This window comes from Sporolactobacillus terrae DSM 11697, from assembly GCF_000648615.1.
In the GTDB taxonomy this organism is placed as follows: Bacteria; Bacillota; Bacilli; order Bacillales; family Sporolactobacillaceae; genus Sporolactobacillus; species Sporolactobacillus terrae.
Map to the genome: position 1 here is coordinate 1 of NZ_JFZC01000090.1, position 210 is coordinate 210.

Here is a 210-nt window from a genome sequence, read left to right on the forward strand (position 1 = left end):
AATGACTGTAGTTGATTTTGCCACGACGTTCTTCATAACCTTTGCCGTGGCGTGATTTTCCTCGGTGTCGCAGGCGACGAGCAATCCCACGTTGCCCAGGTTGATGATTAGGCTCATCCAGGAGATGCGCTTCAATCCCACGATAGATGGTCGTATAACTGATCTTCCAAGGAGAATGATCCTGTTTAAGCCGCTGATCGATCTGTTCGG

At 49.5% G+C, this 210-nt stretch carries 1 pseudogene; it reads right to left on the reverse strand.

Features of this window, described 5'->3' with window-relative positions:
• Nucleotides 1-210, reverse strand: a pseudogene (locus tag AA84_RS19460) (IS30 family transposase); the annotation flags it as partial.